Source organism: Burkholderia sp. KJ006, assembly GCF_000262695.1.
In the GTDB taxonomy this organism is placed as follows: Bacteria; Pseudomonadota; Gammaproteobacteria; order Burkholderiales; family Burkholderiaceae; genus Burkholderia; species Burkholderia vietnamiensis.
Genome location: NC_017921.1, coordinates 1,163,569 through 1,185,755, shown reverse-complemented (window position 1 = coordinate 1,185,755; position 22,187 = coordinate 1,163,569). Strand labels below are relative to the sequence as shown.

The 22,187-nt window shown below is 66.2% G+C and carries 15 protein-coding genes, 1 tRNA gene and 1 pseudogene; 6 read left to right on the top strand and 11 right to left on the bottom strand.

What is annotated here, in order from left to right; all coding sequences use genetic code 11:
* Nucleotides 1–135: 135 nt before the first annotated feature.
* From gndA to MYA_RS19345, 3 genes are all read right to left on the bottom strand, one after another.
* Nucleotides 136–1,548 (bottom strand): NADP-dependent phosphogluconate dehydrogenase, encoded by a 1,413-nt coding sequence (gene gndA, locus MYA_RS19355; RefSeq protein WP_011881690.1) that lies wholly within the window; start codon nt 1,546–1,548, stop codon nt 136–138.
* Between the two features lie 97 nt (nt 1,549–1,645).
* Complete coding sequence (locus MYA_RS19350) at nt 1,646–2,287, bottom strand: DUF938 domain-containing protein (RefSeq protein ID WP_014724712.1); 642 nt, start codon at nt 2,285–2,287, stop codon at nt 1,646–1,648.
* A complete protein-coding gene (locus MYA_RS19345) occupies nt 2,284–3,204 on the bottom strand; it encodes an NAD-dependent protein deacetylase (protein WP_014724711.1) in 921 nt (306 codons plus the stop codon). The genes MYA_RS19350 and MYA_RS19345 overlap by 4 nt, the downstream gene beginning before the upstream one ends.
* Nucleotides 3,205–4,311: 1,107 nt before the next feature.
* Here MYA_RS19345 and MYA_RS19340 point away from each other — a divergent pair.
* Together MYA_RS19340 and MYA_RS19335 are read left to right on the top strand one after the other, a co-directional pair.
* Nucleotides 4,312–5,271, top strand: a complete 960-nt coding sequence (locus MYA_RS19340; RefSeq protein ID WP_014724710.1) for a TIGR03571 family LLM class oxidoreductase — start codon at nt 4,312–4,314, stop codon at nt 5,269–5,271.
* 263 nt (nt 5,272–5,534) lie between these two features.
* Nucleotides 5,535–8,012 carry a mechanosensitive ion channel family protein gene (locus MYA_RS19335; RefSeq protein WP_014724709.1) on the top strand — a complete coding sequence of 826 codons (2,478 nt, stop codon included), beginning with the start codon at nt 5,535–5,537 and terminating at the stop codon, nt 8,010–8,012.
* Between the two features lie 96 nt (nt 8,013–8,108).
* On the opposite strand, the gene MYA_RS19330 is transcribed toward MYA_RS19335, so the two are convergent.
* Nucleotides 8,109–9,659, bottom strand: coding sequence for a phospholipase D family protein (locus MYA_RS19330; RefSeq protein WP_034194997.1), 1,551 nt, complete (start codon nt 9,657–9,659; stop codon nt 8,109–8,111).
* On the opposite strand from MYA_RS19330, the gene MYA_RS19325 reads away from it, so the two are divergent.
* Nucleotides 9,564–11,261: a nuclease-related domain-containing protein gene (locus MYA_RS19325; protein ID WP_338000008.1), complete on the top strand. Its 1,698-nt coding sequence runs from the start codon at nt 9,564–9,566 to the stop codon at nt 11,259–11,261. The genes MYA_RS19330 and MYA_RS19325 overlap by 96 nt on opposite strands.
* 265 nt (nt 11,262–11,526) lie before the next feature.
* Here the strand turns inward: MYA_RS19325 and MYA_RS19320 are convergent, their stop codons facing one another.
* On the bottom strand, nt 11,527–11,811 hold the full coding sequence (locus MYA_RS19320; protein ID WP_131754054.1) for a hypothetical protein: 285 nt from the start codon (nt 11,809–11,811) through the stop codon (nt 11,527–11,529).
* Between the two features lie 22 nt (nt 11,812–11,833).
* Between MYA_RS19320 and MYA_RS19315 the strand changes: the two genes are divergently transcribed.
* Together MYA_RS19315 and MYA_RS19310 are read left to right on the top strand one after the other, a co-directional pair.
* Complete coding sequence (locus tag MYA_RS19315) at nt 11,834–12,274, top strand: hypothetical protein (RefSeq protein WP_041494097.1); 441 nt, start codon at nt 11,834–11,836, stop codon at nt 12,272–12,274.
* 138 nt (nt 12,275–12,412) lie between these two features.
* Nucleotides 12,413–13,402: a patatin-like phospholipase family protein gene (locus MYA_RS19310; protein WP_011881681.1), complete on the top strand. Its 990-nt coding sequence runs from the start codon at nt 12,413–12,415 to the stop codon at nt 13,400–13,402.
* 519 nt (nt 13,403–13,921) lie between these two features.
* Here MYA_RS19310 and MYA_RS19305 read toward each other — a convergent pair.
* Nucleotides 13,922–15,478, bottom strand: coding sequence for a methyl-accepting chemotaxis protein (locus MYA_RS19305; RefSeq protein WP_014724705.1), 1,557 nt, complete (start codon nt 15,476–15,478; stop codon nt 13,922–13,924).
* Nucleotides 15,479–15,930: 452 nt separating this feature from the next.
* Here MYA_RS19305 and MYA_RS30085 point away from each other — a divergent pair.
* Nucleotides 15,931–16,228 (top strand): annotated as a pseudogene (locus tag MYA_RS30085) (endopolygalacturonase); the annotation flags it as partial.
* 337 nt (nt 16,229–16,565) lie between these two features.
* Here the strand turns inward: MYA_RS30085 and MYA_RS19300 are convergent.
* The 5 genes from MYA_RS19300 to rpsU form a co-directional block, all read right to left on the bottom strand.
* Nucleotides 16,566–16,644: transfer RNA gene (locus MYA_RS19300), tRNA-Ile, on the bottom strand.
* Between the two features lie 139 nt (nt 16,645–16,783).
* Entirely contained in the window at nt 16,784–19,213 is a 2,430-nt protein-coding gene (gene rpoD / locus MYA_RS19295) for an RNA polymerase sigma factor RpoD (RefSeq protein ID WP_081052204.1), read from the bottom strand.
* Between the two features lie 88 nt (nt 19,214–19,301).
* Nucleotides 19,302–21,173 (bottom strand): DNA primase, encoded by a 1,872-nt coding sequence (dnaG, locus tag MYA_RS19290; RefSeq protein WP_014724700.1) that lies wholly within the window; start codon nt 21,171–21,173, stop codon nt 19,302–19,304.
* A gap of 73 nt (nt 21,174–21,246) precedes the next feature.
* A complete protein-coding gene (locus tag MYA_RS19285; protein ID WP_011881593.1) occupies nt 21,247–21,693 on the bottom strand; it encodes a GatB/YqeY domain-containing protein in 447 nt (148 codons plus the stop codon).
* Between the two features lie 185 nt (nt 21,694–21,878).
* The gene (gene rpsU, locus MYA_RS19280) at nt 21,879–22,091 is read right to left on the bottom strand and encodes a 30S ribosomal protein S21 (RefSeq protein ID WP_006479415.1); all 213 of its coding nucleotides are present in this window, start codon (nt 22,089–22,091) and stop codon (nt 21,879–21,881) included.
* Nucleotides 22,092–22,187 lie beyond the last annotated feature (96 nt).

Below are 22,187 nucleotides of genomic sequence, written 5' to 3'. Positions count from 1 at the left end.
AGTCCGGCGAGCACCTAGGGAAAACCATGAAAGAACGAAAACACTGTTTCCGTGACGCCAACAATTCCGGGATCCGGAACCAAAAACCCTACTCAAAGAATAGAATTTCGCAACAATCGCGGCTCGCCACCTCCCTCAGGACCAGTTCGCGTGGAAGCTGCCGGGACGGTCGGTGCGCTCGAACGTATGCGCGCCGAAGAAGTCTCGCTGCGCCTGCACGAGGTTCGCCGGCAGCCGTTCGGAACGATAGCTGTCGAAGTACGCGACCGCCGACGCGAACGCCGGCACCGGCACCCCGGCCTTCACCGCAGCCACCACGACGTCGCGCAGCGCGGTCTGATAGTTGGCAGCGATGTCCTTGAAGTACGGGTCGAGCAACAGGTTCGCGAGCGCCGGATCCTTCGCGTAGGCGTCCGTGATCTTCTGCAGGAAGCGCGCGCGGATGATGCAGCCCGCGCGGAAGATCTTCGCGATCGTGCCGAGATCGAGATTCCAGCCATACTCCTCGGATGCGGTGCGCAGCTGCGCGAAGCCCTGCGCATACGAGATCACCTTGCTCAGGTACAGCGCGCGGCGCACGGCTTCGACGAACGCGGCCCGATCGCCGTCGAACGGCGCGGCGGCCGGCCCCGACAGGATCTTGCTGGCCGCGACGCGCTCGGTCTTCAGCGACGACAGCACGCGCGCGAACACCGACTCGGTGATCAGCGGCAGCGGCACGCCGAGATCCAGCGCGTTCTGGCTCGTCCACTTGCCGGTGCCCTTCTGCGCGGCGCGATCGAGGATCACGTCGACGAGCTGCTTGCCGGTTTCGTCATCCTTCTTGCCGAAGATCTTCGACGTGATCTCGATCAGGTAGCTGTCGAGCTCGCCCTGGTTCCACTCGGTGTACACCGCGCCGAGCTCGTCGTTCGTCAGGCCCGCGACGTCCTTCAGCACCGCGTAGCTCTCGGCGATCAGCTGCATGTCGCCGTATTCGATCCCGTTGTGAACCATCTTCACGTAGTGGCCCGCACCGTCCGGCCCCATGTACGCGACGCACGGCTCGCCGTCCGACGGCGCCTTCGCGGCGATCTGCTTGAGGATCGGCTCGACCAGGTCGTACGCGTCGCGCTGGCCGCCCGGCATGATCGACGGGCCGCGCAGCGCGCCCTCCTCGCCGCCCGACACGCCGGTGCCGATGAAGTGCAGGCCCGATTGCGCGAGCTCCTGGTTGCGGCGGATCGTGTCGGTGAAGTGGGTGTTGCCGCCGTCGATCAGCACGTCGCCCTTCTCGAGCAGCGGCTTGAGCGACGCGATGGTCGCATCGGTCGCTTCGCCGGCCTTCACCATCATCAGGATCCGGCGCGGCGTTTCGAGCGACGCGACGAATTCCTCGAGCGTATAGGTCGGGACCAGATTGCGACCCGGGAATTCGGCGATCAGTTCGTCGGTTTTCTCGCGGCTGCGGTTGTACACCGACACCGCGTAACCGCGGCTCTCGATATTGAGTGCGAGATTGCGCCCCATCACCGCGAGCCCGATCACACCGATTGCTTGTTTGCCCATTAGTCAATTCTCCGGAAAAAACGGTGCGCGGCCCGAATCGGGCCGCGCGCACAGGCGAAAGGATAGTGGAAACCCGGTCGCGATGCGCGACGACGTGTCATTGCTCCGCGTGCGGCAAGCGCCGGAACACGACGCTCAGATTGTTCGCCGGCATTTCGACGACCTCGACGCAGTCGAGCCCGCAATCGAGCCCGAGTGCGACGACGGCCTCCAGATCGCGCACGCCCCACGACGCGTCGCGCTCGCGCAGCTGCCGGTCGAACGCTTCGTTGGACGGCGCGGTGTGACGGCCTTCGCGCCGATACGGACCGTACAGGAACAGCACGCCGCCCGTGCGCAGCGCGCGCGCCGCGCCGGCGAACAGCGCGGCGGTGCACGCCCACGGCGAGATATGGATCATGTTGATGCAGACGACGGCGTCGAGCGCATCGGCCGGCCACAACGCGTCGCGCACGTCGAACGCGAGCGGCTCGGCGAGGTTCGCGACGCCCGCATGCGCGGCCCACGCGGCGATCGAGCGGCGCGCCCGTGGATCGGGATCGCTCGGCTGCCAGCGCAGCCCCGGCATCGCCTGCGCGAAATGCACCGCATGCTGCCCCGTGCCGCTCGCGATCTCCAGCACGCTGCCGTGCGCCGGCAGCACGCGGCGCAGCACGTCGAGAATCGGTCCGCGGTTGCGCTCGGCGGCCGGCGCCGACAACCGTTCGGCCGGATCGGGCAATGCCGTCGGCCCGCTCACGCTGCACGCTCCGGCACGCCGGCCGCAATGCCGAGCCGCGTATTCAACGCGTCGAGCGCGGGCGCGCAATGCGCCTCGACTTTCAGCGTCAGCATCGGATCGGCACGCGTGTGGCCGAGATTCAGCGCGGCTACCGGCTTGTGCTGCGCGTGCGCCCACACGCAGAAGCGATAGCCCGAGTACACCATCAGCGACGAGCCGACCACGAGCAGCGCATCGGCCGCATCGAGCGCCTGCGACGCCAGTGCGACGCGCTCGCGGGGCACGTTTTCGCCGAAGAACACCACCGCGGGCTTCAGCAGCCCGCCGCACGCTGGGCACGCCGGCACGCGGAACGTATCGAGCGCGGTCCATTCGAGATGCGCGTCGCCGTCGGCGGCCGGCTCCGCCCGTGCGCCGAACAGTTCGGGGTTGTCCGTTTCGAGGATGGTCTGGATCGTCGCGCGCGCATGATCGGCGCCGCAATCGAGACACGTCACGCCGTTGATGCCGCCATGCAGTTCGATCACGTCGGCGCTGCCCGCGCGCTGGTGCAGGCCGTCGACGTTCTGCGTGACGAGGCGCTCGATCCGGCCGGCTGCGCCGAGCCGCGCGAGCGCGCGATGCGACGCGTTCGGCTGCGCGCGGCCGACCACCGGCCAGCCGATCATGCTGCGCGCCCAGTAGCGCCGGCGCGCGGCGTCGGAGCCGAGAAAGTCCTGCAGCTGGATCGGCGGCGAGCGCATCCATTTGCCGTCGCGGTCGCGATAGCCGGGAATGCCGGAATCGGTGCTGATGCCCGCGCCGGTCAGCACGAGCAGCCGCGGATGGCGCTCGACGAAGGTATGCAGCGCATCGAGCGCGGCCGGGTCGATGCCGGCGGACGGCGGGTCGTACAGGTCGTGCAGGTCGGGATCGTGCAGGCGGGTGTCGTTCATGTCGGCGGGCGGGATCGAGCGTGATCGAACGTGATGGGGCGCGCCGGAACGTCGTGCGCCCCGCAGCGGCGCTCCAGCACGCCAGCACATGATACAGAACGCTGCGCGATCCGGCCGGAGGCCGGCACACGACCGCGATGGCGCAAAAAAAGACGCCCATCGGCCACATGGCGATGGGCGCTCCAACAATTGATCCATCGGGGTAGTGGATCAACTGACAGCACAAACTCGTCGGATCCGCCGCTGCTCGGCCGGCGAACCCTACCCCTGAACTGCACCTGCGATTTCCCGGTATGGCGTGGCGGCCTGCGCGTCCACACTTCGCGGTTTTTGGCGATTCGCCGCGCCGCAGCGAGCGCGTGGCGTCCGGCTCGCGCCTGCTGCGCGCGGCGGGCGGCACGACGACGCTTCGCTGCCGTCGGTCGTCCCGCAGCATGCCGCCGCGGGTCATGCCGGCCGGCAGCGGTCGATCCCGTGCGTCACGCCTGCACACTGGCTGTCGGCGTGCGTCCGGACGGAACGGACGGGCGCGCGCCTACGTCGCCACCAGCGGCGGCGACGCGCGTGCACGATCACGGACAGGACTGCGATTCATGTTTGCAACACGACAGGTTGCGCTTCGATCTGTTCTCATTGTCTTGTCCCCGTGTTCGATGCGTCCGACCCGCTGAAGCGAAGGCCGCGCGCCACGGCGGCGGCGCGCGCACTTTTGGCGTGCACAAGACATGCAAGGAGCGCACCATGCTGCACGGCGCAAGGCTGCACGGGCCCCGATATCGCGGCGATGCAACGCGCGCAGCGACGCCAATGCGTGAATGATTCGAAAATGAAACAGCGAGGCCGTCCGCGCGAGCGGCGGACGGTGACCGCACTGTCGTGGCGATCGCTCGCGTTGGCGGGCGCGGTTCACCGGTGCCGACGCGATACCGACGATCCGCTTACAATCCTGCGATCGTCGCCGCGGCAGCACGAATCGCGCGGCGCGCTCCGCAGCCGGCCCGACGCACGATGCACGATGCGTGCTCAGCGCGATGCCCGTCGGTACATCGCCAACCCCGGACACGGTCGCACGCGTGCCCGCTTCGTCCACTCATTCGAGGAATGACCATGCCGCCGACCGCTACCGACCACACCGGCGCCGCGAGCCGGGTCTTCTCGGACGAGCGGCTGTCGATCGGCCTGACGCTGCCGCTGCTGCGCGCCGGCGACAGCGTCGCGGATTTCAACGAACAACTCGAACTCGCCGCCCTGGCCGACGCGCTCGGCTTTCGCGCGCTGTGGGTGCGCGACGTGCCGCTGAACAGTGCCGACTATCCCGACCCGGTCGGACATCTCGACCCGTGGGTGCTGCTCGGCGCGCTCGCGTCGCGCACGCGCCGGATCGTCCTTGCGAGCGGTGCGATCGTGCTGCCGCTGCGGCATCCTCTGCACATCGCGAAGGGCGCGCTGTCGGTGGCCGCGCTGTCCGGCGGGCGCTTCGTCCTCGGCCTCGGCTCCGGCGACCGGCCGTCCGAATATGCGGCGTTCGGCGTCGACGCGCAAACGCGGCGCGACCGCTATCGCCGCCATTGGGAAGTCGTCGCGGCGGGGCTCGACGTTCCGTCGCGCGTGCTGCCCGACGAGACGCCGCCCGGCGCGCCGGCGTTCGCGCTGCTGCCGCACGGCGACGCCGCGGTGCCGATGCTCGCGGTCGGCTCGGGAGGACAAAGCGTGGACTGGATCGCGCGCAACGCGATCGGCTGGATGACGTATCACCGCGATCCGGAGACGCAGCATGCGCATCATTCGATGTGGCGAGCGGCCGTCGAGCGGCTGGCACAACCGGCGTTTCGCGCGTTCGGCGTGGCGATGCGGCTCGATCTCGATGCGAACCGCGCTGCGCCCGCCACCGCCCTGCCGCTCGGTTACGCAACCGGACGCGCGGCGCTGATCGAGGTCCTGCAACGCATGCGCGCAGCCGGCACGCATCACGTGACGCTGAACCTCGGCTCGGCGCGGCCGCTGCGCGAAGTCGTCGAGGAAATCGCGGAACACGTGCTGCCGGTTTTTCACGACGGTCGCGAATGATTCGTCAGTGATCCGGGAAGTGCCGCGCAGCACGTTGCATTCCCGGCGGATGAACCCCATGGTCGCGCAACGATCGAGCGCGCGGGCCGCACCGCGACGCTTTCATCGCCTGAGCCGATGCGCTCGCATGCGCCGCCTGGGTTGCCCCATTCGCGCCCGCTCGCCGCCGATGGAACTATTCGGTTCCGGTCGCGATCATGTTAACGTCCGTCCATCGTCCAGACCGCCGGGCCGCATCCGAATGCGCGCCCGCATGCCCATCCATGCGACATTTCCTGCTCGGCTGGCTGCTCGCCGCCGTCGTCTCCATTGCCCATGCGGCCGCCCCGGCCTCGGCTCCCGCTGCCGCGTCCGCCGCGTCGGGCGCCGTGCCTGCGTTGACGCCGCAACAGGCGCAACAGGCGCTCTCCGTGCTGCAAAACCCGCGCGAGCGCGAACAGGTCGAAACGACGCTGCGCGCGATCGCCGCCGTCGGCGTACTGAGCACGCCAGCGTTGCCGGCGAGCGCGGCGGCGCCGGCCAGCGCTGCGTCGGCGGCCGCGCCCGCCGCGCTCACGACCAACGGGCTCGCGTCGATGCTGGTGCGCCAGGGCTCGCGCTGGGCCGGCGAAATCGGCGGCGCGCTGAACGAATCGCTGCGCTCGCTGCTCGACGTCGCTTCGGTCGGCAACTGGTGGCACGAACGGATGGTACGCGCCGACGAACGTGCGGACCTGCTGCACGCGCTCCTGACCATCGTCGCCGTGCTCGTGCCGGCATTGGGCGCCGAATGGCTCGCGAGAAGGCTGCTGCGACGCACGCTGCGCGCATTGGGCGCGCGTCGCGCGGAGTCGTCGCGACGGGCCGACGCCGCGCCGTCCGACACGGAGCCGCCCGAGTTGCCCGAGTCGATCGACCCCGCCGCGTCGACACCGCTCGCGGCCGGCACCCCGAGCGCCTCGAGCGTATCGAGCACGTCCGCCACGCCCGAGACGCAAAGCCGCGGCCACGCGCGGCGCCATACGACGCTGCTGCACCGGATGCCGCGCGCGCTGGTCAGTCTGGTGGTGCGCGCGGTGCCGCTGCTGGTGTTCGCCGGCGTCGCGAGCCTGACGATGTCGGTGCTCGACGGCGACGGCACGCCGACCGACACCGCGCTCGGCTCGCTGATCGACATCTACGTGATCTGCCGCCTCGTGACGATCGTCAGCCGCTTGTTTTTCCAGCCCGATGCGCGACAACTGCGGCTGCTGCACATCAGCGACGCGTGGGCCGCGTACGCGCAGCGCGCGATCGCGCGAATCGCGATCGTCGTCGGCATCTGTACGGCCGCGATCGAGCTCGCCGCGAGCTTCGGCCTCAGCGAGGCCGGCCACGTCGCGCTGCTGAAAGCGGTCGCGCTCGTCGGCCACCTGATGATCTCCGCGCTGATCCTGCGATGCCGGCAGCCGGTCGCCGCGCGCATCCGTGCGACCGGCGACGAGCACCGCGCGTTCGCGATGTTCTCCCACGCGCTCGCCGACGCGTGGGCGCCCGTCGCGGTGTTCGCCGTGATGGCACTGTGGTTCGTGTGGGCGCTCGACGTCCACAACGGCTACCGCGTGCTGATCGCGCTCGGCGGCCGCTCGATCGCGGTGATGATCGGCATGCGGATCGTATCGATCGTCGTGTTCGGCGCGCTCGCGCGGCTGTTCCAGCGCCGCGACGACGACCGTACGCTCGTCCATCTGCACGCGTACCGCTACTACCCGCTGCTGCGCAGGATCGTGTCGACGGTGATTGCGATCGTGACCGTCGTGCTGCTGCTGCAGATCTGGGGCGTGCCGATCTTCCATGCGTTCAAGACCGGCACGATCGGCCATCGGCTGGCGTCCGCGCTGATGACGATCGCGATCGCGGCGCTCGTCGCGCTGTTCGTCTGGGAGGCCGCCAACATCGCGATCGAGCGCCGCCTGCAGCAGTGGACGCGGGAAGGCAATCTCGTGCGCGCCGCGCGGCTGCGCACGCTGCTGCCGATGCTGCGCTCGCTGCTGTTGATCATGATCGCGCTGGTCGTCGTGCTGACCGGCCTCAGCCAGATCGGCGTGAACATCGGCCCGCTGCTCGCCGGCGCCAGCATCTTCGGCGTCGCGCTCGGCTTCGGCTCGCAGAAGCTCGTGCAGGACTTCATCACCGGTATCTTCCTGCTGATGGAGAACGCGATGCAGGTGGGCGACTGGGTCACGCTCGCCGGCGTGTCGGGTACGGTCGAATACCTGTCGATCCGCACCGTGCGGCTGCGCGGCGGCGACGGCTCGCTGTACACGATCCCGTTCAGTTCGGTCACGACCGTCAACAATACGAATCGCGGGCTCGGCAACGCGGCCGTCAAGGTCAGCATCGCGTACGGCCAGGACATCGATCCGGCAATCGCGACGCTGAAGGAGATCGGCGCCGCGCTACGCGACGATCCGAACTACAAGGACGGCATTCTGTCGGATTTCAGCTACTGGGGCGTCGATCAGGTCGATGGCGCGACCGTCACGCTCGCCGGGCAGATCCAGTGCAAGGATTCGGCACGCTGGGGCGTGCAGCGCGAGTTCAACCGGCGCATCGCGGTGCTGTTCCGCGAACGCGGCATCCGCATTGCGAACCCGCAGCGCAGCGTCGTCGCGTATGACGCGGGCGCACAACACGGTGGCGCTGAAGGCGCCGAAGGCCCGGATACGGCTGCCGCCCCATCGGCAGCGGTCAATCCGCCGCCGCGGCCCGCACCGCAGTGATCCGCGCCGGGCGCGACGCGCGCGTGCCCGGATGCGCGCCGTTCCGCCCGGCACTTGGCCGAGCCGGCTGTCCGTGCACGTTGCAGGCAGCCCGCGTCACAGCTGCGATTCGATCGGGAACAAGCCGAGAAACCATACCTCGACGCGTCGTGCCGTCGACACTTCCGGCTCGTGGTCGAATTCGGTCACCTTGCCGTCCTCGTCAGTCTGAATCCACTCGAGGCGCCGTGTGCCGGACGGATCGGTCGTCGCTTCGACCCGCCACGCGATGCGATCGAGCCGCGGCTCCAGGTCCGCCGCGACTTGTGCCGCGAGCGCCGGGCTCTCGCAGTAAACGCCGATCTCGGTATTGAGCCTCAGCGAGCGCGGGTCGAGATTCATCGAGCCGATGAACACGCTCTTGCGATCGAACACATAGGTCTTCGCATGCAGCGACGCGCGCGACGAGCCGATGATCAGCCGCTTCGAAATGCTCTTGTCGCCTGACGGCCGGCGCTCGTACAGCCGCACGCCCGCTTCCACCAGTTCGCGTCGATAGCGCCGGTAACCGGCGTGTACGGCCGCGACGTCGGTCGATGCGAGCGAGTTGGTCAGGATCGTCACGCGGACGCCGCGCGCGGTGAGCGCGCGCAGCCGTTCGATCATCGCCGCGCCCGGCACCAGATACGGCGACACGATCAACAGCTCGTGCTCGGGCCGCAGCGCCAGCGCGCGCAGCTGCGGCAGCAGGTGCCCTTCGCTGTCGTTCGGCGCGCGTGCGATCTTCGCCGGATCGTCATACAGCACGGTCGCGCGTCCCCACGACAGCTCCGTGCCTTCGCCATGCACGATCCGGTCGAGCCGCTCGCGCGCTTCGAGCACGTACGGGTTGTCCTCCATCGCGCGCAGATAATCGCGCAGCCGCTCGCGCTCGCGATCGAGGCTGCCCGGCGTCGCGTCGTGCCCGACCAGCGCGCCGACGGAATACGCATACGGCGAATTCCAGAACGTATCGAACTCGGTCGAGATGTCGTTGACCACGCGGCCATGCACGACCACGTCGAGATCGCCGAACTCGAGCATCGACGACGCGCCGAAATACTCGTCGCCGATATTGCGGCCGCCGATGATCGCCGCCTGGTTGTCGGCGATCATCGCCTTGTTGTGCATGCGCCGGTTGACCCGCGAGAATTCGAGCACCGTGCCGATCTTCTTGAACTCGCGCGTCGCGACCGGATTGAACAGACGGATCTCGATGTGCGGATGCGAGCTGATTTCGAGCAGCTTGCGGTCGTCGGCGTTGGTGCCGAGATCGTCGAGCAGCACACGCACGCGCACGCCGCGATCGGCGGCCCGGATGATCGCGTCCGCGAGCGCGTGACCGGTCAGATCGTCGTGCCAGATGTAGTACTGAAGGTCGAGCGAACGATCGGCACGATCGGCGAGCAGCACGCGCGCATCGAGTGCGTCGACCGGATCGCTGAGCAGATGAAACGCGTCCTGCCCAGGGTGGGCGGCGGCCTGCGCGCGGAACGCGACGCCGAGGCGCGTGTTGCCGGTATCGGTGTAGGCATGCGTCGGCGTGCGGTCGACCTGCGGCGGCAGGCTCGCGCACGCGGCAAGCATCAGCAACGAGAGAATCGCACCCCACGAACGCAGCATGGTCATGATGGACGCCCGCCGTCGGGCGAAATCGGTTTGTGTTTGTTCCGGCTGACGGATGAAACGCGGCGCCGGCTGCGTCACAGGATACTTGATTGCGATCGCGCCGCTCCCGACATTTCTCGATGGAAACGTTGCCAGCGGATGCGGTGGCGGCCGCGCGCGGCGAGCCGCCGCCGATCCCGCGAATCGTGCTTGAATACGGTCCGGGGCCAACCGTTCAGCGGCAGCAAATGCTGCCGCGCGATCGAATCGACAATGCACAATATCGAACTTTATTTCGGCAGCACCGAGGAACTGAATTCGTCGGAGCAGCAGGCGCTCGAGCGCGTCGTTCGCTGGCTCGCGGAACGCGAACAGGCGGCGGTCATCCTCTGCGACATCTCGGTCAACGGGCGACAGGTCGACATCCTCGTCGGCACCGAGACGACGACGTTGCAACTCGAAGTCAAAGGCTTCCGCGCGCCCGTCACCGGTCAGGAAAACGGCGAATGGACGCTTAACTATGCCGACGGATCGACCAGGCGCGTGGGCAATGGTTACCTGCAGGCGCTGCGCAACAACCAGGCATTGCGCAACGCGATGTCGGAACATCGGCCCGACGGCGAAGCGGTCTCCTATCCGAAAGGCGCGGTGTTGTTCGAACCGGAAATCCCGCCGGGATCGAATCTGCACATTCGCGTCGATCCGCGCGTCGAGATCTGCGGCGCCGACGCGCTCGAGCTCCTGCTGTCGACGCGCGGCCGCGAACCGTGGCCGCTGGCGTGGCTGCGTGCGTTCGCGCACGAGCGCGAGCTGATTCCGCGGGCGATACCGGTCGCCACGACCGCGCGAACCGTCGAGCGCGCCAGCGCGCCGACTTGGGAGGTGGTCGCGATGCCGGTCGCGAGCATCGTAAAGGCAGCCGAAGTGGTGGAAGCCGCTGAGCCGGCATCATCGCGCGCACCTGCACCGGTGCGGCCCGCGTCGCGGGCAGCCGACGAAAACACAACGTTCACCGTCGCGCCGCGGCCGGCAGCCGAGCGCGGCCACGTCTCGCAGGACACCGCGCGGCACGCGCCGTTGGCGACGGCGCGCACCGGCGGACACACGCCGTTCGGCTCCGGCGACGCAATCGCGCGGCGACCGAAACGGCGCCGCACCGTGCTGCGCTATGCGTCGGTGGCGATCGCCGCAGCCGCCATCGCCTATGCGACCGCCCATCGGCATCGGGCCGCCACCGTCGCTGCGACGCCCGCAGCGGCGTCGCAACCGGTCGGACACACGGCACGTGCGCCGGCGAAGGCGCCGCGCGGCGAGCGCCACGGTGCCGTGCGGCAGGCCGCGCATGAATCGCGCGCGCCGGTAGCGTCGGCTGCGCCGAACGATATGGCAACAGCGGCGCGCACGCGCGCGGACGAGATACGCGCGCCCGTTGCGCCCGTTGCGCCCGTTGCGCCCGTTGCGGCCGTCGCCGCGATGGCCGCGCCGGCCACGTCGGCGATCACCTGTCCCGCAGGCGTCGACCGCCTCGGATGCAACGGCAGGACCGGCACGCTCGCCGCCCCCGAATGTCCGCCCGCGTTCCACGCGCAGGGCAACACCTGTGTTCGCGATCGGGAAAACTGATCGGGCGATACCGATTTCTGAAACGGGAATTTCGGGGCCGCGATTCGTCGGCACCTCGAACCACAAGCAGGATAGCTGAGGCCAAGCGGACAGAATTCCGTCCGCCTCCGAACGCGAGCGATTTCATCGCACCTCGATCATCCCAAGCATGCCCAACCACCGATAAGCCGGCCAGGTTCGAATGTTTCAGATATACGCAATTCGATCGGCATTGTTTTAATTTCGATTGGATTTTCCTCTTTTGCACACCTTGTCATCCGGCATTTCATTTCCTATAAATCACTGGTATCAAATCGATCGACAATAAAACAGCGATACCCGAGACCACCACACAGAAGGAAATCGAATCCTGGGCCTTCCATGAAGCCATGCTCCCGCATGTCCCGCCGTCGCGGACGTGAGCATCGGCGTCGTCCGCCGCCATGGTCGAACTGCCATTGCCCAGCCAGATCGGAGCACCACGAAATTCGCCGGAATCGCGGCCTTTGACGATGCCGGCGCGCATGCGTCCGCGGCGCATGCAGCTGTTCTCGAAGGCACGGGGAAGCATCCAACCTCTTCAAGGTGAAAAAATGAACCTCAATCCGATTGAAAACCAGCCGCACGGGACCTTTGCCGAATTCGCCAATACCGTCCCTGTTTCTGCCCGCGCCGTCGATACATTCAAAATGGCGCTCTATCACGATGGCGTGCAGTTGGGCTGGCTGGGGCAAAACAGCGGCGAATGGGCCATTCTGGTCGATTCCGCCGCGAAAGCGCTGACGCTCGAACAGTACCCTTATAACGGCGTGACGTATTACCGGATTCTCGGCACCAGCCGGTATATGTCGGTCAGCAACAATGCCTACGTCGGTTTTTATAACTGGATCGGCGCGCGCGGCTGGACGCGGCAAGGCTCGGTTTTGATTTCCGATTTCAATCACCAGAAACTGTCGATTTATTCGAAGGACAACGCGTATTTATATGCGTGGGACGCGTACACCGTGCTCGATGTGAAATTCGACGAGCAATAACGCAGGACGCTTCGTCCGTTTGCTCGAATTTCCGGCTTCGACCCAGCGCAGGAAGCAGGCGCCCGCCCGGCGACACGGGCGGGACGCCCGCCGGGTTGCGCCGTTCACATTCATCTCACGATCAAGAAAGGCAACACCATGACCTTCAAGATTCTCAGTTGCGATGGTGGCGGTATCCGGGGATTGATCACTGCCCTGCTCATCCAGGATCTCGACCGGCGCAGCCAGATCATCGCGCGCGCCGACGGCTTTGCCGGCACCTCGACGGGCGGCCTGATCGCCCTCGGGCTTGCGAACGGCGTATCCATTTCCGAGATCGTCGACATCTACAGGACGAAGGGTTCGGTGATCTTTCAGGAAAACGACGCATGGCTCGCACAAAAGCAAGCCGTCGAACAGGGCACGGTCCTCGCCGGACCCGGCTTCTTCCAATGCCAGTATGTCAACACCGGGCTGCAGCAGATCGCCAGATCGCTGGTGGGCAACGGCAGGCTGGCCGACCTGTCGCGCTTCGTCGCAATCAACTCGGCGCGCCTGTGGGATCCGTCAGTCAAGAGCTGGGCGCCGTGCACACTGTCCAACGGAAACGGCAACACCTATCGCAATGTCAGCCTGTTCGATGCCGCCCTTGCCACGTCGGCTGCACCGACCTATTTCCCGCCGTACGAGATCGCCGGGCTCGGCTATTTCGCCGATGGCGGCGTGTTTGCCAACAATCCTTCGTTGTCGGCGATCGCCGAGGCGCTGGCCAGCCGTCGCGCAGGCAGTCTGGACGACATGCGCCTGCTGTCGCTCGGCACCGGAACCAGCCCGGCGGGCATTCCGCCGAGTGCGGTCGGCAACCCGTTGGACTGGGGCGTTTCGACATGGCTGTGGCCGGCCGAAAGCGGGAACGTACCGGCAGCCGCGCTGCTCGGGCTGACGATGGATACGACGGCGATGGTCGCCGCACAACAGGCCGGGCAGATCCTGAACGCCAACTACCAGCGCGGCAACTTCGTGCTCAGTCAATTCATCGGCCTCGACGACTGGCATAAGGCGCCGGAACTGGAGAAGGAAACCCAGGCGTATATGCGCACGGCCGAGTGGCAGCGTGTTTGCCAATGGGTGGAGCAATTCTGGCGCTGACGATGGCGGCTCGATAGTCAGGCCTCGCCGCGATGCTTCCGGGGTTCGCAGAGATGTGGACGGATACTGCGACGATCGGCGGCGGGCCTGCATCGGCATCTCGTTCGTCGCGAAGACCGGTCAGGCGACGCCGCGACGCAACATCGGCGCAAACACATCCTTCAGAATTCGTGCGGCCAATGAATCGGGCACTGCGTCGGGCATCGACATGCTGAGGTGCCACAGACCATCCAGGACGCGCGATCACGACGAGCCCGTGATCGGTGGACGAAGCCGCTGTTTCATGGAATCGAGAAGCGGTGGCATGGAGCAAGCGCAGCAGGTGAAGTCGAGGTGGAAGCACTGTCACTATTCGACATGAGAGCGTCCGTCGACACACCTCCGTCGACGAGACAAAAGCGATGCTCGTGCATGCAGCGTTCGGGCTGCTCGCCCGCTGCATCGAGCAGTTGCCCGAGAGTGCCAGCGCCACGCGGCGGCGCTCCACCGTTCGTCCTTTTTTATCGTTGGTAAAACCCGTCAAGCTTCGCCGATGCGGAATACCGCCACGGCATCCTTCATCGATTGCGCCTGATGCTCCAGCGCATCCGCGGCGGCGGCGGCCTGCTCGACAAGCGCCGCATTCTGCTGCGTGACTTGATCCATCTGGCTCACGGCGATGCCCACCTGCTGTATGCCGGCGCTCTGCTCGCTCGTGGCCGACGTCATTTCCACCAAGATGGTCGCCACGTTGCGCACGGCGCCCACGATCTCCTCCATCGCCGCGCCCGCTTCGGCCGCGAGCACGTTGCCGTTTTGCACCTCGTTCATCGAGGCGCCGATCAGTTCCTTGATCTCGCGCGCCGCGTTCGCGCTGCGCTGCGCGAGCGTTCGCACCTCGCCCGCGACCACCGCGAAGCCACGCCCCTGTTCGCCCGCACGCGCCGATTCGACGGCCGCGTTCAGCGCGAGAATGTTGGTCTGGAACGCGATGCTGTCGATCATGTTCGTGATCTCGGCGATCTTGAGCGCGCTTGCGCTGATGTCCTGCATGGTCCGGACCACGCGGCCGACCACGTCGCCTCCCCGGCGCGCGAGGTCCGCCGTGCCGCTCGCGAGCGCGCTCGCCTCGGTGGCGTTCGCCGCGTTCTGTCTGACCGTCGAGGTCAGTTCCTCCATGCTCGCGGCGGTTTCCTCGAGCGACGCCGATTGCTGCTCCGTGCGGCTCGACAGATCGAGATTGCCGGCGGCGATCTCGCGCGCGGCAGTGTGGATCGCGTCGCAGCTGTCTCGCACGCCGCTCACGGTGCGCGAGAGTCCGTCGAGCATGCGCCGCATGGCCGCAAAAAGCAGGCCGATTTCGTTGCGGCCCGCCTCCGGCACACGCACGGTCAAATCGTTCGACGCGATGCGGTCGAGCACCGCCACCGCTTCGCCGAGCGGGCGCGTCACGATGCGCGCGAGCGCGACGTGCGTGATGACCACCAGCGCAAGCGCCAGCCCGACGCCGACCACCACGAAGCCCACAATCCACTGGTAGCGCGCGTTGCCGTCGTTGAGCGCCTGTTCGGTGAGGGTGTTCGCGAGTGTCTGCAGCTTCTCGACGTTTTGCGAGTACACCATGCCCGCGCGGGTGACGTCGCGGTCATTGATGGTCACGTAGGCGGCAGTGTCGTTATTGCGCAGCGCGTCGGCCGCGCGCGCGAGCAGCGCGGCGAGCCCGTCCGACGACGCCACGAGCTGGCGCTTGAGCTCCGCATCCATGCCGTCGAACGCACTTGCGTCGCGATACGCGCGGGTTTCGCTCGCGGAGCGTTCCAAGGTGCGGTTCGCGCTCTGCAAGGCCGAATCGCGCGTCGCCGTGTCGTTACGCTCTTTCAGCGCGCTATAGGCGCGCACCAGCGCCGAACGCGTGCGGGTGCTGTCCTTGTAGGCGTCGTTGACGAGGATGGTTTGCCGCGCAATCTCGTGCAGGCGCTGCGCGTTCGCATTGGCCATCCGCAGCGACACGACGCCGGCGATGCCGCCAATCACGATCACCACCCCAAACATCGTCAGTGCCACGAGCAGACTGGCTCGTACCGTCATGTTGCGCATCTTGCTTTCCTGTCTCTGCTTGGTCATTGGCCGCTTGACGGCATGTCGTAGGACGTCCCGGGCATCGGGCCTGTACGTTCCGGGCATTTTTGGGCGGATTGCGAGTGTGTTACGTGGCGCCCGACGCATCGGTCGCGCATTTTAACGTATGACATCGTACTTTTAATACAGGATTTTTGCGCTGCCCCATAGGAAATTCCTGCCTTTTGAGGCGAGCCAAAAGTACACCTGCAACCAAAATAACCTTATATTCCGCTTGTAAGCGCAGTATGACGGCTTGTTCTCTGCCAGACACTGGCGGGAGCGCTGGTGCATTCAGCGATAATATCATCGTGTCATCGTATAACATCAATCCTGCCGATGGTATCGCCTCATCGACACGATCACAAGACCAGGACAGAGACAGCAGTGACCGACAACGATTTCGATACGCAACCGGGCGGACGTCGACTTTTCACCTGAGCGCGAACTGCACGGTCTTCTTTAGTCCGAACCCGGCCGACTACGCCAAGGACGGCGCCGTCGACTGCCTGAACTTCGGCGCGCCGGTGCACGCAACCCCAGCCATATCGTGCTGACCGGCGAAGGCAACACCTCGATCCTGAACGGCCAGGCGATGACGCCGTTTGCCCGCTCGGGCAACACGGTCACCTGCTCGTCGACCGACAAAGGCAACACGGGCGTCTACGATTGCGCTGGCGGGTGCACGCCGTCGCAGGCCTGTACGACCCGAACAACGTCGCCCTGAAAACGGCCATCGTCGAGCAACTGCTGCGTGCCGGCCGATCGGTCGCCGGCGCAGTCGTTCAACGCGGATGTCCGTGAGGCCATGACCGGCATTCGAGGCGTCATGGACAGACACAAGAGGGACTCGGAGGTGCCCCGACTGAACCGGGCATGCCGATATCAGAAACGAAAAAGCCGACCCACTGGGTCGGCTTTTTTCGCGTCGAATCGCGGTCGATTGCCACCGCGAATCCAACCTTCAAACGTACAGCCAATTTCCGATAAAGCTGAAGCGAAACGTGTCCAGGTGGACAACTTATGCTCAACGGCCCAACCCAACGCATCGACACGAAAGGAAATCTGGTGGGCCCCCCGGGAGTCGAACCCGGCACCAACGAATTATGAGTTCGCTGCTCTAACCAAGCATGAGCTAGGGGCCCCGATGTGAAACCAGGCGTGCGGCGCGCAGTTGCGGCGACGACGCCGGGCCGGCATTGTAACAACAAAGCGACGGGGAGAGGACAAACGCCACCGGCATCGCGCGGATGCCGGCGGCGTTCGCAAGTGAAACGCTGGCGATCAGTTCCCTTCGAGGAACGACTTCAGCTTGTCGGAACGGCTCGGATGACGCAGCTTGCGCAGCGCCTTGGCTTCGATCTGACGGATCCGCTCACGCGTGACGTCGAACTGCTTGCCGACTTCCTCGAGCGTATGGTCGGTGCTCATCTCGATGCCGAAGCGCATCCGCAGCACCTTCGCCTCGCGCGGCGTCAGCGAATCGAGCACGTCCTTCACGACGTCGCGCATGCTGGCATGCAGCGCGGCGTCCGCCGGCGCGACCGTGTTGTTGTCCTCGATGAAGTCGCCGAGATGGGAATCGTCGTCGTCGCCGATCGGCGTTTCCATCGAGATCGGCTCCTTCGCGATCTTCATGATCTTGCGGATCTTGTCTTCCGGCATCTCCATCTTTTCGGCGAGCGTTGCCGGATCCGGCTCGAGACCGGTTTCCTGCAGGATCTGCCGCGAGATGCGGTTCATCTTGTTGATCGTCTCGATCATGTGAACCGGAATACGGATCGTGCGCGCCTGGTCCGCGATCGAGCGCGTGATGGCCTGACGGATCCACCACGTCGCATAGGTCGAGAACTTGTAGCCACGACGGTATTCGAACTTGTCCACCGCCTTCATCAGGCCGATGTTGCCTTCCTGGATCAGATCGAGGAACTGCAGGCCACGGTTCGTGTACTTCTTCGCGATCGAGATCACGAGACGCAGGTTCGCCTCGGTCATTTCGCGCTTCGCCTGACGCGCCTTCAATTCGCCGGCCGCCATCTGACGGTTGGTTTCCTTCAGGTCCTTCAGCGGCAGCACGACGCGCGCCTGCAGGTCGAGCAGACGCTGCTGCTGTTCGCGGATCGCCGGGATGTTGCGCGACAGCACCGCGCTGTACGAATGACCTTCGGCCGCGATCTTCTCGGCCCAGTCGAGGTCCGTCTCGCTGCCGGGGAAGCGCGCGATGAATTCCGAACGCGGCATCCCGCACTTGTCGACGACGATGTGCAGGATCTGACGCTCGACCTGACGCACTTCGTCCACTTGCGCACGCAACGTGTCGCACAGACGCTCGACGGTACGCGCGGTGAAGCGGATCGTCATCAGCTCGGTCTGGATCGTTTCCTGCGCCTTCAGGTAGGACTTCGACTTGTAGCCTTCCTTTTCGAACGCACGGCGCATCTTGTCGAACCACTCGCTGATCTGCGAGAACTTCTCGAGCGACGCGCGCTTCAAGGCTTCGAGCTGGGCGGCGTTGGCGGTTGCCTGAGCGGCGCCGTCATCGTCCTCCTCTTCCTCTTCTTCCTCTTCCTCTTCGGCTTCTTCGTCCTCGTTCTCGATCGCTTCCGCTTCCTTCGCGGAGAAACCGTCGGTATCGGCGGCGTCTGCGGCGTTCGGATCGAGCAGGCCGTCGACGAGCTCGTCGACGCGGATCTCTTCGTTCGCGACGCGCTCGGCCATCGCGAGGATGTCGGCGATCGTCGTCGGGCACGCGGAAATCGCCATCACCATGTGGCGCAGGCCGTCCTCGATCCGCTTCGCGATCTCGATTTCGCCTTCACGCGTGAGCAGCTCGACCGTGCCCATCTCGCGCATGTACATCCGGACCGGATCGGTCGTGCGACCGAATTCCGAATCGACCGTCGACAGCGCGACTTCCGCTTCTTCCTCGACTTCGTCGTCCGACGACGCGGCCGGCGCGTTGTCGTTCAGGAGCAGCGTTTCCGCGTCCGGCGCCTGCTCGTAAACCGCCACGCCCATGTCGTTGAACGTGCCGATGATCCCTTCCAGGGCTTCCGTCTCGGTGAAGTTGTCCGGCAGGTGGTCGTTGATTTCGGCATACGTGAGGAAGCCGCGCTCCTTGCCGAGCTTGATCAGCGCGCGCAGCTTCACGCGGCGCTCTTCGAGCTCCTCGGCCGTGCCGGGCGTGCTCGTCGCGAACGCTTCCTTCAGCAGCGCCTTTTCCTTGGCGCGACGGTCGCGCACCTTGGATTTGCCCGGAGCCGCGGCCGCCGCTGCTGCTGCGGGCTGCTGCTCGTCGCTCTGATTTGCGTCGTCATCGACGGATACTTCGTTCAGCTTTTTGGTCATGGAGTTCGCCGTACCGGCTATATCGACTCGCGGCTGCTGGACGACAGCCGGTTGAACCGTGGGTGCATGAGTAGTACGTACTGCCGTTTCGTCCGCGGCGGCAGTCGTGTCCCTTGCGCTTTTCGCACTTGCCCGCTTCGCCGCCGGCTTGGCCGGCCCGGAGTCGGGTCTCGCGGCAGCCCGTGATCCGGCTGCCGGCGCCGGCGCAGCCTGAGCAGTGCCGGCCGCGGTTTTCTTTCCTGCAGGGGCCGACGTGGCCGAAGACGTTGTCCTGGTGGAAGAAGCAGACTTGGCCGCTGTGACCTTTTTGGTCGGCTCCGTCGAGCCCTTGCCCGTTGCTTTCTTTCCGCCTGTCGTCTTTGCCATCGCGATTCTCGCCTCTGCTTGGAAAACAAACCGCTGGAAACCTTATATTATAGCACGCTGGGTTGCCCTCTCCTGACGCCCCGGCCGCCTACAGCCCGAGCCGACGTTTCATGTCGGTTCGCTGCTGGTTCAATTCCGTCAACTCGGTCAGCTCCTCGGGCGTGAACGTCGATTGCCGCGCCAGCCGGTCGAGCCGGTCGCAGCAGGCGTCGTAGCGCATCTTCAGCACGGCCGCCTGCAATTCCTCCCCGGCGATCCGCTCCTGTTCGCGCTGTCGCTCGAACACCGTCTCGTCCTCCGGATTCTGTAACAGCAGATCGCGGACGTTTTCATCATAGTCCAGAATTTCGCGGAAGATTTCGTCGTAAGTCGCGCTGTTCGACGAGGCTCGCAGCACATCGGACAGCAGCCGGAACTCCGCGCCGTCGCCCAGCGCGCGCGCGTGCTCGGCCACTTCGGCGAACAGCTCGCCGATCCGCGGCAGCGTCCGCAGGGTCGCAAGCTGCTCGTCGTCGAGCGCGGTCGCGATCCGCGGGTACATCACCAGCGTACGCAACGCACGCTTTTCGCTGTCGGTCACGCGCCGCCGCTCGCTGCGCGCGGGCGCCTGGCGCGGCGCCGCCGCGATGCGCGCGTCGACCTCCGACAGCGCCGCGACTTCCTCGAACGGGATGTGCAGGCGGTCAGCGAACATGTGCATGATCTGCGCGCGCAACGCGTTGGCCGGCAGCGCCTGCAGCAACGGCTTTGCGTCGAACAGCGCCTTCGCGCGGCCTTCCGGCTGGTCGAGCGCCTTGCCGGCGATCGCTTCGTTCAACAGAAATTGCGACAGCGGCATCGCACGCTCGACCTGCTCGGAGAATGCATCGGCGCCGAATTCGCGCACATAGCTGTCCGGATCGTGCTCGGGCGGCAGGAACAGGAAGCGGATCGTCCGGTTGTCGGCCGCATGCGGCAGGCACGCTTCGAGCGCGCGGCGCGCGGCGCGCCGGCCGGCCGAATCGCCGTCGAAGCTGAAGATCACCGTATCGGTCTGGCGCAGCAGCTTCTGCACGTGGATCGGCGTGCAGGCCGTGCCGAGCGTCGCGACCGCGTTCGGAAAACCGAGCTGCGCGAGCGCGACGACGTCCATGTAGCCTTCGACGACGAGCACGTACTTGCGCTCGCGGATCGCGAGGCGCGCCTCGAACAGCCCGTACAGTTCGCTGCCCTTGTTGAACAGCGGCGTTTCGGGCGAGTTCAGGTACTTCGGCTCGCCGCTGCCGAGCACGCGCCCGCCGAAGCCGATCACCTGCCCCTTCACGTTGCGGATCGGGAACATGATGCGCTCGCGGAACCGGTCGTAGCGTCGCGCGGCGCCTTGCGCGTCGGTCTTTTCGCTGACGATCACGAGCCCCGATTCGACGAGCGAGTCGTCGCGGTAGTCGGGGAACGCGCTTTCGAGGTTCTGCCAGCCGTCCGGCGCATAGCCGAGGCCGAAGCGGGCGGCGATCTCGCCGGTCAGGCCCCGGTTCTTCAGATACTGGATCGCGACGGTCGCACCGCGCAACTGCTTGCGGTAGTAGTCGCACGCGACGGACATCACGTCGGACAGCGCGGTCGCGACCGATTTCGACACCGGCGCCGGATAGTCGCCACCGCCGCCGCCCGCACCGCCGCGCATCGACGGCTCGTGCGGCACGGTCAGCCCGACCGACTGCGCGAGCTCCTGCACGGCTTCCGGGAAGGTCAGCCCCGCGTGCTCCATCAGAAAGCCGATCGCGGTGCCGTGCGCGCCGCAGCCGAAGCAGTGATAGAACTGCTTGGTCGGGCTGACGGTGAACGACGGGCTCTTCTCGTTGTGGAACGGGCACAAGCCCATGAAGTTCGCGCCGCCCTTCTTGAGCTGCACGTAACGCCCCACCACGTCGACGATATCGACGCGGTTCAGCAAGTCCTGCAGGAACGAATGCGGAATCACCGTGGGATCGAGCGAGAAAGGGCCATACGACGCCCGGCGCGCGCGTGGCGACGCGCGCGCCGGGATGTGGGTGTCAGCTGGACAGCGCGGCCTTGACCAGGGCGGAAACGGCCGTCATGTCGGCACGGCCGGCGAGCTTGCCCTTCAGCACGCCCATCACCTTGCCCATGTCCTGCGGGCCGGCTGCGCCCGTGGCGGCGACGGCGGCCTGCACTTCGGCGGCCACCTCGGCGTCCGACAGCTGCGCGGGCATGTACGCGCCCAGCACGTCGAGCTCGGCTTGTTCCTTCGCGACGAGATCGTCGCGGCCGGCGGCCTGGAACTGGCTGATCGAGTCCTTGCGCTGCTTGATCATCTTGTCGATCACCGCGGTGATGCCCGCGTCGTCGAGCGTCACCCGATCGTCGACTTCGCGCTGCTTGATCGCGGCCATCAGCAGGCGAATCGTCGCGAGACGCTCGCTGTCCTTGGCGCGCATCGCGGTCTTCATGTCTTCGCTGATCTGCTCTTTCAAACTCATCTTGCACCCGGGATGAAAACGTGACTTCGACGCCCGCAACCGGGCGTCAACACAAAAACCCGCTTGGGAACATGTCTCAAGCGGGTTGCTCGAATCCTGCATCGGCGACTCGCGACCCCGGACCGGGGCCGAGCGTGCGAAGCTCGCCGGTGCGCCGCTCAGCGAACCGCGCGGCGCTCAATCGTTCAGTACAGCTTCTTCGGCAGCGTCTGGCTGCGGATGCGCTTGTAGTGGCGCTTCACCGCTGCAGCCTTCTTGCGCTTGCGCTCAGCCGTCGGCTTTTCGTAAAACTCCCGCGCACGAAGCTCGGTCAGCAGACCGTTCTTCTCGATCGTGCGCTTGAAGCGGCGCATGGCGACTTCGAACGGCTCGTTTTCTTTAACGCGAATGATCGTCATGATCCGACACGAATAAAGGTTTGCAGGGAAGATTCACGAGTATAGCAGAGCGACCTCGCGAGGGATAAGGGCCGGGCCCCGCAGCGCGCGGCGCTG

What these genes read in the sequence shown, in the direction of transcription:
- gndA (WP_011881690.1), bottom strand. Translation starts at nt 1,548, where the DNA reads ATGGGCAAACAAGCAATCGGTGTGATCGGGCTCGCGGTGATGGGGCGC.
- MYA_RS19345 (WP_014724711.1), bottom strand. Translation starts at nt 3,204, where the DNA reads ATGAACGACACCCGCCTGCACGATCCCGACCTGCACGACCTGTACGAC.
- MYA_RS19340 (WP_014724710.1), top strand. Translation starts at nt 4,312, where the DNA reads ATGCCGCCGACCGCTACCGACCACACCGGCGCCGCGAGCCGGGTCTTC.
- MYA_RS19335 (WP_014724709.1), top strand. Translation starts at nt 5,535, where the DNA reads ATGCGACATTTCCTGCTCGGCTGGCTGCTCGCCGCCGTCGTCTCCATT.
- MYA_RS19325 (WP_338000008.1), top strand. Translation starts at nt 9,564, where the DNA reads ATGCGTCGGCGTGCGGTCGACCTGCGGCGGCAGGCTCGCGCACGCGGC.
- MYA_RS19330 (WP_034194997.1), bottom strand. Translation starts at nt 9,659, where the DNA reads ATGACCATGCTGCGTTCGTGGGGTGCGATTCTCTCGTTGCTGATGCTT.
- MYA_RS19320 (WP_131754054.1), bottom strand. Translation starts at nt 11,811, where the DNA reads ATGCTTCCCCGTGCCTTCGAGAACAGCTGCATGCGCCGCGGACGCATG.
- MYA_RS19315 (WP_041494097.1), top strand. Translation starts at nt 11,834, where the DNA reads ATGAACCTCAATCCGATTGAAAACCAGCCGCACGGGACCTTTGCCGAA.
- MYA_RS19310 (WP_011881681.1), top strand. Translation starts at nt 12,413, where the DNA reads ATGACCTTCAAGATTCTCAGTTGCGATGGTGGCGGTATCCGGGGATTG.
- MYA_RS19305 (WP_014724705.1), bottom strand. Translation starts at nt 15,478, where the DNA reads ATGCGCAACATGACGGTACGAGCCAGTCTGCTCGTGGCACTGACGATG.
- rpoD (WP_081052204.1), bottom strand. Translation starts at nt 19,213, where the DNA reads ATGGCAAAGACGACAGGCGGAAAGAAAGCAACGGGCAAGGGCTCGACG.
- MYA_RS19285 (WP_011881593.1), bottom strand. Translation starts at nt 21,693, where the DNA reads ATGAGTTTGAAAGAGCAGATCAGCGAAGACATGAAGACCGCGATGCGC.
- rpsU (WP_006479415.1), bottom strand. Translation starts at nt 22,091, where the DNA reads ATGACGATCATTCGCGTTAAAGAAAACGAGCCGTTCGAAGTCGCCATG.